We start from the raw sequence: 810 nt of genomic DNA on the forward strand, positions 1-810 counted from the left end.
TGCCGCTGACGAGGCTGGTGTCGGTGGCGAAGATGTACGCATCGTTCGACGTGGATGAACAGACCTTCCTGAAGTATGTGAACCCGGCGCGCAACGGCCGCGCGGGTTCGGTGCCGGTCGAGCTGGGCCTGGCGAACGAGGACGGCTATTCCCGCACCGGTTTCGTGCAGTCGGTGGACAACCGCCTGGACACGACGTCCGGCACGATCCGCGTGCGCGCCGAATTCGACAACGCCGACGGTTCGCTCCTGCCCGGCCTGTATGCCCGCGTCCGCCTGGGCGGCAGCGACCCGCGTTCGGCCGTGCTGATCGACGAACGCGCCATCGGCACCGACCAGGACAAGCGCTACGTGCTGGTGCTGGACGACAAGAATCACGCCATCTATCGCCAGGTGAAGCTGGGCGCCAACCAGGAAGGCCTGCGCGTCATCGACACCGGCTTGGCCGCCGGTGAACGCATCGTCGTCAATGGCCTGCAACGCATCCGCCCCGGCGCCGCCGTGGCCCCGACCCTCGTGCCCATGGTTGTCGCCAAGGCCGCCCCGGTCAAGACCGCCGCAGCCGACCTGAAGTAAGGCCTGCGCGTCTACAGAGAACGTTCATGAATATCTCAAAGTTCTTCATCGACCGGCCGATTTTCGCCGGCGTGTTGTCCATCCTGGTGCTGCTGGCAGGCTTGCTGGCCATGTTCCAGCTGCCCATTTCCGAATACCCGGAAGTCGTGCCGCCGTCGGTCGTGGTGCGCGCGCAGTATCCGGGCGCCAACCCCAAGGTCATCGCCGAAACCGTCGCCTCGCCGCTGGAAGAATC

General features: G+C 65.8%; 2 protein-coding genes. Both read left to right on the forward strand.

Annotation, left to right across the window (positions count from 1 at the left end; all coding sequences use genetic code 11):
* On the forward strand, positions 1–575 hold a 575-nt coding region (locus A9976_RS20725), incomplete at its 5' end, for an efflux RND transporter periplasmic adaptor subunit (protein WP_183020585.1).
* Positions 576–601: 26 nt separating this feature from the next.
* Positions 602–810: efflux RND transporter permease subunit (locus A9976_RS20730; protein ID WP_183020586.1), on the forward strand; the 209-nt coding region annotated here is incomplete at its 3' end.

It is taken from the genome of Delftia sp. UME58 (genome assembly GCF_014170385.1).
Taxonomy (GTDB): Bacteria; Pseudomonadota; Gammaproteobacteria; order Burkholderiales; family Burkholderiaceae_C; genus Comamonas; species Comamonas acidovorans.